The sequence below is a fragment of the Alkalibacillus haloalkaliphilus C5 genome (genome assembly GCF_000269905.1).
Taxonomy (GTDB): domain Bacteria; phylum Bacillota; class Bacilli; order Bacillales; family Alkalibacillaceae; genus Alkalibacillus; species Alkalibacillus haloalkaliphilus_A.
Genome location: NZ_AKIF01000155.1, coordinates 1 through 6,824, shown reverse-complemented (window position 1 = coordinate 6,824; position 6,824 = coordinate 1). Strand labels below are relative to the sequence as shown.

Annotated in this window: 10 protein-coding genes and 1 pseudogene; 4 read left to right on the top strand and 7 right to left on the bottom strand. The window is 38.2% G+C overall.

What is annotated here, in order from left to right; translation table 11 throughout:
- Positions 1–9: 9 nt before the first annotated feature.
- The 3 genes and pseudogenes from A194_RS18565 to A194_RS0113570 form a co-directional block, all read right to left on the bottom strand.
- Complete coding sequence (locus tag A194_RS18565; RefSeq protein ID WP_017187363.1) at positions 10–438, bottom strand: cupin domain-containing protein; 429 nt, start codon at positions 436–438, stop codon at positions 10–12.
- A gap of 32 nt (positions 439–470) precedes the next feature.
- Positions 471–1,468 (bottom strand): annotated as a pseudogene (locus tag A194_RS18560) (ABC transporter permease).
- Positions 1,469–1,575: 107 nt separating this feature from the next.
- Entirely contained in the window at positions 1,576–2,505 is a 930-nt protein-coding gene (locus A194_RS0113570) for an ABC transporter ATP-binding protein (RefSeq protein WP_017187362.1), read from the bottom strand.
- A gap of 147 nt (positions 2,506–2,652) precedes the next feature.
- Between A194_RS0113570 and A194_RS0113565 the strand changes: the two genes are divergently transcribed.
- The 4 genes from A194_RS0113565 to A194_RS0113550 all read left to right on the top strand — a co-directional run bounded on the left by A194_RS0113565 (position 2,653) and on the right by A194_RS0113550 (position 4,382).
- Positions 2,653–3,084, top strand: a complete 432-nt coding sequence (locus A194_RS0113565; protein WP_017187361.1) for a hypothetical protein — start codon at positions 2,653–2,655, stop codon at positions 3,082–3,084.
- A gap of 174 nt (positions 3,085–3,258) precedes the next feature.
- The gene (locus A194_RS20840) at positions 3,259–3,414 is read left to right on the top strand and encodes a hypothetical protein (RefSeq protein WP_017187360.1); all 156 of its coding nucleotides are present in this window, start codon (positions 3,259–3,261) and stop codon (positions 3,412–3,414) included.
- Positions 3,415–3,848: 434 nt separating this feature from the next.
- Positions 3,849–3,956: a YjcZ family sporulation protein gene (locus A194_RS19890; protein WP_017187359.1), complete on the top strand. Its 108-nt coding sequence runs from the start codon at positions 3,849–3,851 to the stop codon at positions 3,954–3,956.
- A 201-nt stretch (positions 3,957–4,157) separates the two neighbouring features.
- On the top strand, positions 4,158–4,382 hold the full coding sequence (locus A194_RS0113550) for a hypothetical protein (RefSeq protein WP_017187358.1): 225 nt from the start codon (positions 4,158–4,160) through the stop codon (positions 4,380–4,382).
- 79 nt (positions 4,383–4,461) lie between these two features.
- On the opposite strand, the gene A194_RS0113545 is transcribed toward A194_RS0113550, so the two are convergent.
- From A194_RS0113545 to A194_RS0113535, 4 genes are all read right to left on the bottom strand, one after another.
- Positions 4,462–5,154: an ABC transporter permease gene (locus A194_RS0113545; protein WP_017187357.1), complete on the bottom strand. Its 693-nt coding sequence runs from the start codon at positions 5,152–5,154 to the stop codon at positions 4,462–4,464.
- A complete protein-coding gene (locus A194_RS0113540; protein ID WP_017187356.1) occupies positions 5,151–6,002 on the bottom strand; it encodes an ABC transporter ATP-binding protein in 852 nt (283 codons plus the stop codon). Before A194_RS0113540 ends, A194_RS0113545 begins: the two co-directional genes overlap by 4 nt.
- 90 nt (positions 6,003–6,092) lie before the next feature.
- The gene (locus tag A194_RS21410) at positions 6,093–6,179 is read right to left on the bottom strand and encodes a hypothetical protein (protein WP_423734752.1); all 87 of its coding nucleotides are present in this window, start codon (positions 6,177–6,179) and stop codon (positions 6,093–6,095) included.
- Between the two features lie 32 nt (positions 6,180–6,211).
- Positions 6,212–6,463, bottom strand: coding sequence for a membrane lipoprotein lipid attachment site-containing protein (locus tag A194_RS0113535; RefSeq protein ID WP_017187355.1), 252 nt, complete (start codon positions 6,461–6,463; stop codon positions 6,212–6,214).
- Between the last annotated feature and the right edge of the window lie 361 nt (positions 6,464–6,824).

Genomic DNA, 6,824 nt, shown 5'->3' with positions numbered 1-6,824 from the left:
TGTCTAATGCTATGGCTGCGTATGTCTTGTTTTTCGGGACGCCTTTGTCATCTGTTTCGCCATCATCATCAGTCCATAAAGAATCCGCATTGACTCTTCGAACTGATGGGCTGGTGTAATTTTCACTCGAAATGTTACTGGGTTTTTGTCTGATGCGTTTGAAAAAGTATGGTGCGTTTCCTTTGCGACGGTCATTTTGTCTCCTTGATTTAGTATGTGTTCTTCTTTACCTTTCGTTACTTTAAGTTGGCCATCTCGTACTTCAAATAGTTCTTCAAAGTTTTTGTGAAAATGTAGTGGTGGGCCTTCTCCTGCTGGTGGTAAGTCAACTTCGATATACTCGTAATTTCCACCTGTTTGGCGACTCGTTTTTAAAAATGTAATCTTTTCACATGTTAGCTTATTGGTAATCGAACGAGCTTCTTTAACTTCTTGCATCACATTTCCCCTTTCCATTTTTACAATCTATGTTATCGCGTCGCTACGATCGAATTGCGACGGTAAAGCCACGAACCAATGATATAGGCCACAACGCCCCATAAAGCCATGACGCCAATGTGGAACCATATGGCACTAGACTCGACTCCGATACTATATACCATCGTGTCGCGTAAGCCTTCAGCAAAGTATGTCAAAGGCAGGATGTGTGCTACAGGGTGCAACCACTCTGGCATCATTTCAATTGGGAAGAATATGCCACTTAAAAACATCATTAAAAAGCTAAAAATGTTCGCAACGCCCATGTAGCTTCCGTTGTTTTACTAAATGATGAAATAAAGTAGCCGATCGCGTTAAATGATAGTGCGCCAACTATAAATAAAACGACCAAGCCTAATATATTTATATGCAACGTTGCATTAAATAAGAAAACACCTATTAATGCGAGGACGAAAATTTGAATGACGCTAAAGAGTAACCGCATCATCATGTCACTTAGTCCGAACAAGCTCATATTAACGGGTGTCATACGGAGGCGTTTAATAAGCCCTTTTCGACGCATATCAACTAAGTCAATCATGCCGAACAAGCCACCTTGCGCGACGGCTAATGCAATTAGACCTGTCAATAAAAAGTCTTGGTAACTTAATTCGTGTTCACCAGTTGTAACCGTTTGGAAATCGACTGCGTACGTTTCGGAAGCGCCAACAACTTGCAAGTTCATTTGTTGGACAATGTTACTTAAAACGCCTGATACAACTTGGGTGGTCGTGCTTTGTTCGTCTTCGGCATTGACTAGTAGTAAGACGTCAGAATCTTCTTCTGATTGCGGCAAGACAATCGCAGCTGTGACGTCTTGGTCTTTAATGAGTTGTTCTGCTTCTGATTGGCTTTCTAATTGATGGTCAACATTCAATACTGGAATGACTTCGATTTGGTCAGAGATTGCCGTTGAGACTTCATTCGGATTCTCTTCTACTACCGCAACAGATGCTTCAAAGTCATCATCTGAATCGGCGAAAATGAACATAAAAATTACCATTAATATAACTGGAAAAAACAGCCCCCAAAACCATGCCTGCTTTTCACGAAAAGTTATTTTCAGATGCATCAAAAACATTTGCTTAAATTGATTCATTAATCTCGCCATTCCTTTCCTGTGAACTCTATGAAAACATCTTCTAAGCTCATTTCGCGAATTGAAATTTGATCGACTTGGTAGTTTTGTTGTTTCGTATAGTTAAAGAGTTCGAGTAACGTGTACTCAGGGTCTTCTGTCCAAATTTTTAACTCGGTTGAGTCTCGATCAATGTGCGAGACGACGCTTAGTTTGTTTAAGATTTTTTCCGAGTCGATTGCCGCTTCTTCATGTCCTAAAAATGAAAGACGCACTTCTCGCTCGACAGTTAATCTTTTTATAAGGGCATCTGGCTGATCGGTCGTAACAATTTCACCTTGGTCGATAATGCAGACACGATCACTTAACTGTTCGGCTTCATCCATGTAATGCGTCGTTAATATAATCGTTTTATCTAAGTGTTTTAGACGCAAAATAATATCCCACAAGTTGCGGCGCGCTTGCGGGTCGAGTCCTGTTGTCGGCTCATCTAAAAATATAATTTCAGGATCACCAATCATCGCCAGGCCGATTGCGAGCCTTTGACGCTGTCCCCCTGATAGATTACGAACTTGCTTATCTTTGTGCTCGGTTAAATTGACCGTTTTTAAAATCTCTTCTTCTGGTCTATTTTTATCGTAAAAAGATGCGAACAACTGCAAATGTTCACTTGGTGTTAGCAGATCAAACATCGCACTTAACTGCGGCTGGACACCGATTTTCTTTTTAATCGCTTCTCCATTCTTTTTCCAATTTAATTCACCAAACGTGATATCACCTTGATCGGGCGGAACGAGCCCTTCGATCATTTCAAGTGTTGTCGTCTTCCCCGCTCCATTCGGTCCGATAATTGTAAACACTTCACCTTGCTTGACTTGAAAACTAACATTTTTAACCGCTTGAACCGCTCCAAACGATTTCTTTAGATGATTTACTTCTAAAACGTGCATACGCACCCCTCCCACATCTATATAAGACGTTTGAAATAGAGAAAAGTTTCATTTCTGGAGGGGAATTTTGAATTTTTGAATTTTTAGGTGAAGATGTTAGGAAAAATATGTTAACATGTAGGTGATGTTTGTAATGGAGGTATTGTGATGGTTTATCGAGCATGGCCATACTTATGGGTTGCGATTTTAGCTGTGTTTTTACTTATAACAATGGCGTTTGAGCTTGCTAGAGGTGTTGTCGATCCGCTTAAGATTACAATAATTGTAGTTTTCTTATTTGCAATTTTTATTAACTTTAAATTGAAGTTAGATAATGAATCGATTACTTATGAAATCTATTACTTTAACTTCCGTGTTCACCAAAAAGTAGCGCATGTTGACGATATTCAAGAGATCCGCTTCAAACGCGTTGGGTGGAAGCAGAAATCTTCGAAAATAATCTTGCGGGGAAGGCTTAATATAAGAGTTGTCTCCTTCAAGCCAAAAGAGGTTTATCAGGCGTTAGATGAATACGATGTCCCAAAATATAAATCGGAAGACTACTTAGTTCTAGAGAAATTCGCAGAGCGTGAAGGATAAATTATTGTTGGATAAGGAAGGTTTAGTGTCGGATCAAGTGGGGTTATTGTCGGACAAAGTGAGCTGAATGTCAGACGGAGCGCTTTTATTGTTGGACATTCGCAACTTAATGTCAGATAGAGGATAGAGAACCCTTATTGCCGAATAAATTAAACTTTGTTTGGAGGACGTTTTATGGAAAATCAAAATGGGGAAAATAGCTACTCAACAGCTTCATTAACTTTAGGGATCCTATCAATATTAGTCCCTTTAATCGGATTCATTCTAGGTGTTGTAGCGTCGTCACTTCTAAGAAGGCGCAACAAGCTTCTGAAGAGAAAGATGGTCTAGCCACTTCAGGAATGATTTGCAGCATTATAGGTATTGTTATTCAGCTATTTGCTATTATAAACTTAATCAGTTACTTTTCAATTTCCGTGGGTTAATGACGAAGACGCGCTAAAGTATGGCGCGTCTTTTATGTTTAGTGGATCTTTATGATGGGCCGGTGATTTTATGCGGGTCTTGGTTGGGGCCTATGCGGCTCTTGAGCGATTCTATGAGCTATTTCAGCCTTTCTATGAGCTATTTGCTCGGTTCTATGAGCTATTTTCAGAGTTCTATGAGCTATTTCAACTCCCCTATGATCTATTAACCTATGCCCTATAATTAATTTCCTCGATTAAGTTTTAATTCCTAAACCTTCAGCCATTTCCGCAGGTGCCCTTACATTAAAGATATTCGCACATATATTGTAATTGTAACTATAAAAGGAGGAAAGTACTATGTCACACGGATACCACCAAGGCGGCGGCATTGCTTTAGTTGTCGTTCTGTTCATTTTGTTGATTATTATTGGTTCATCTTGGGGTCATGGAGGTCACAAATACTAAACTTTGATCCACTCAGCCATTGTGTTAGGTTACTATACGCAATGGCTAATTCTTGGAACTTGTACAAGCTCTTTAACTAAATCACTATCAAATACTAAAACCTGTTGAAGTCATTAACAGGAAGTAAGGCTCCCATTAGTTAATGGGAGCTTTACTATTTTATGGTACCATTGGAATTAGACTAAGAATGGAGGAGAAAAGATGAACTCACTACTGGGGATAACTGTTGGTTTCATCATAATCGGATTTGTTGTTCTTATTTCTTTTAAAGGAAGCATGGAAAGTAGGCTCGCTAAAGTCAATATGGAAGGCGATGAAGGTCCAACAAAAACGAATCCGGTAGTTTGGTGGATCGTGAGTACTGTAATTTGGGGATTAATCAGTATCATTCTTGTTGTTTGGTCTTTTCATAATTACTTTGGATAACAGTTGTATTTTAACTTGGGCAAGGTGTACCTCGCCTATTAATTGAGGTACACCACTTCCAAAAATCTTTTCAAAAAATCTAGTCATCATTTTTATTCTTCTGATAACTAAATAAAGCAAATAAATAAGCTACGACAACCCAAATTGTAATCAAAATTAGTGGCATCCAGGAACCTTCATCGCTAGCTTGCATTAATAAGGATACAGGTAAAGCGTCAAAAATAACGTTTACGAAGTGGCCTTCTTCTAACCCGAATAAATCAAACATTGGTGAGAACCCGAATATGAAAATGATTGGCATGATATAGACTGATGTAGCAGCAATAGATTTCGCAAATAAGCCAATGCCAATTCCTAATAAGATAAAGAATAACAGTAATAAGATGCTGCCTAGTATTGTTTGTAAATTAAATACATGATACACGTCGAGGAATACGATTGAGATTAATAAGGTCGAGATTGTCATCACTATTGCGACTAAGCTTTTACCGACGATAATGTCTAAAAAGCTAGCTGGTGACATCATGAGTGTTCTTAACGTGTTTTTTTCTTTTTCCTCTGCCATCATGATCATGATGCAGTATGAGGTCACACCTGCAAAAACCATTCCAATAATGATAAATATCGTAAACAATGGAATAAAATCGTCGAACAGTGCATTATAAAATACGGCTAACAATATAGGCACAACAGGCATGATAATAAGTGAAGTGTTTTTAAAGAAATCTTTTATATCTTTTTCAAAAATGGCTAGTACTCGTTTAGTATTCATGAACCTAAATCCTTTCCGGTCACTTTCAAAAATACCTCGCCAAGTGTCGGATCGTCAGTATACATTCGTTTTACTCGACCACTTGCAATAAGTTGTTCGATTTGACCGCTATTTTCTGGTTTGTTCTCAATTTTGATTAATTCTCCGTCATGTGTTTCAACTTCGAACTGATTAGTCGAATGTTGATATCTCAAGTTATCTGGGTGGTCCATTTCTTGAATAATTCCTTTATACAACAAACCTACACAATTACAAAGGTTCGTTGCTTCTTCCATGTTATGTGTGGATAAGAAAATTGTCGTCCCTTCCTCATTTAACTCTCTTAAAATTTGATGTATTTTATCTACGTTTCCAGGGTCTAATGCTGATGTTGGCTCGTCCAAAAATAATAAATCTGGCTTATGGATCAGTGTTCTCGCTAACATGACACGTTGTTTCATGCCTTTTGATAGTTTCGATACGACTTTCTTCTTGTCGTCTATCAAGTTGACTTTTTCTAAAATCGTATCGATCTCATTTAAACTAACGTCATATAACTTACAAGTTAGTTTCAGATTGTCATAGATTGAAAGACGTTCGTACAAGGCACTGTTATCTGAAAGGACACCGATTTTAGCCTTGTAATTTGGGGTCGAAAGCTGATCTTCATCCATATTAAGCACTTGGATTTCACCTGAAGTTTTTTTCAATTCTCCGGTTAAAGTTTTGATCATCGTCGTTTTTCCTGAACCACTTGGCCCAAGTAAGCCGAAAATCTGCCCTTTTGGTACTTGTAACGTAATGTCTTTTAAAGCTTGTGTATTACCATAACTCTTACTTAAATTATTTATATTAATAACATAATCCAACTAAAGGTCCTCCTTGCTGTTGCGATTTTTTCCTTCAATAAAACTATCTCATTATAACTTTAGTAAATCAACTGTTTTTCAACATCGGAACTACTCAACTACATTAACTTCGTCTGCTCCTCGTTGCGGCGGGTTTGAATCGAGTTGTTCTCCTGTCCAATAAACTTCGACATGCATGCCGATTTGAAGTTCTTGAAACTGACCCTCGTCTACTGCGTAGTAGCTGATTCGTGAAGTCCGGCTAGTTGATTGATTTCTCTAATTGTTTTCCCTTTTACCTCTTCTCGTTCGACCTCTGAGATCATGAGGATTTGTTTCACTTCGCGCTCTCCGTCAAATTGTCTCTTTTTCGCGATAATGCCATCATGTTGATCGACCTCGTACTCTTTAGTTGAATCACCTACTTCACTACAAGCCGTTAACAGTAATAGCACTGTGAAAATAAGCACAACTTTTCTCATTGTTTACTCTCCTTAATCCTCTCTTTAATGGCTAAAGCACCGAAAATTAGTGCAATCGCTAATAATATGTAATTCAATAGTTGTGGAAGTTGGAAAAATTGCATAAGACCAATCAGGATTAAAGTTATAAACATTGCTGAAATAAAGAAGACTAAATTTTCTTATTCTCGAAAGTGTGCCCATAGCATTAGTTCCCCTCGGAAGTATTATTTGGCGTTCGCTTCTTGTATTTTGGCGTTCACTAAAATTATTTGGCGCTCGCTTCTTGGGTTTTGGCGCACATGAGAATTTTATCGTTCGTTCAGAAAAATTTATCAGCGTTCACGGGTAAATTATCAGCGCTCAGCAAAATTTATCACGT

What these genes read in the sequence shown, in the direction of transcription:
- A194_RS0113535 (WP_017187355.1), bottom strand. Translation starts at nt 6,463, where the DNA reads ATGAGAAAAGTTGTGCTTATTTTCACAGTGCTATTACTGTTAACGGCT.
- A194_RS21410 (WP_423734752.1), bottom strand. Translation starts at nt 6,179, where the DNA reads ATGCATGTCGAAGTTTATTGGACAGGAGAACAACTCGATTCAAACCCG.
- A194_RS19890 (WP_017187359.1), top strand. Translation starts at nt 3,849, where the DNA reads ATGTCACACGGATACCACCAAGGCGGCGGCATTGCTTTAGTTGTCGTT.
- A194_RS0113545 (WP_017187357.1), bottom strand. Translation starts at nt 5,154, where the DNA reads ATGAATACTAAACGAGTACTAGCCATTTTTGAAAAAGATATAAAAGAT.
- A194_RS0113565 (WP_017187361.1), top strand. Translation starts at nt 2,653, where the DNA reads ATGGTTTATCGAGCATGGCCATACTTATGGGTTGCGATTTTAGCTGTG.
- A194_RS0113550 (WP_017187358.1), top strand. Translation starts at nt 4,158, where the DNA reads ATGAACTCACTACTGGGGATAACTGTTGGTTTCATCATAATCGGATTT.
- A194_RS0113570 (WP_017187362.1), bottom strand. Translation starts at nt 2,505, where the DNA reads ATGCACGTTTTAGAAGTAAATCATCTAAAGAAATCGTTTGGAGCGGTT.
- A194_RS18565 (WP_017187363.1), bottom strand. Translation starts at nt 438, where the DNA reads ATGCAAGAAGTTAAAGAAGCTCGTTCGATTACCAATAAGCTAACATGT.
- A194_RS20840 (WP_017187360.1), top strand. Translation starts at nt 3,259, where the DNA reads ATGGAAAATCAAAATGGGGAAAATAGCTACTCAACAGCTTCATTAACT.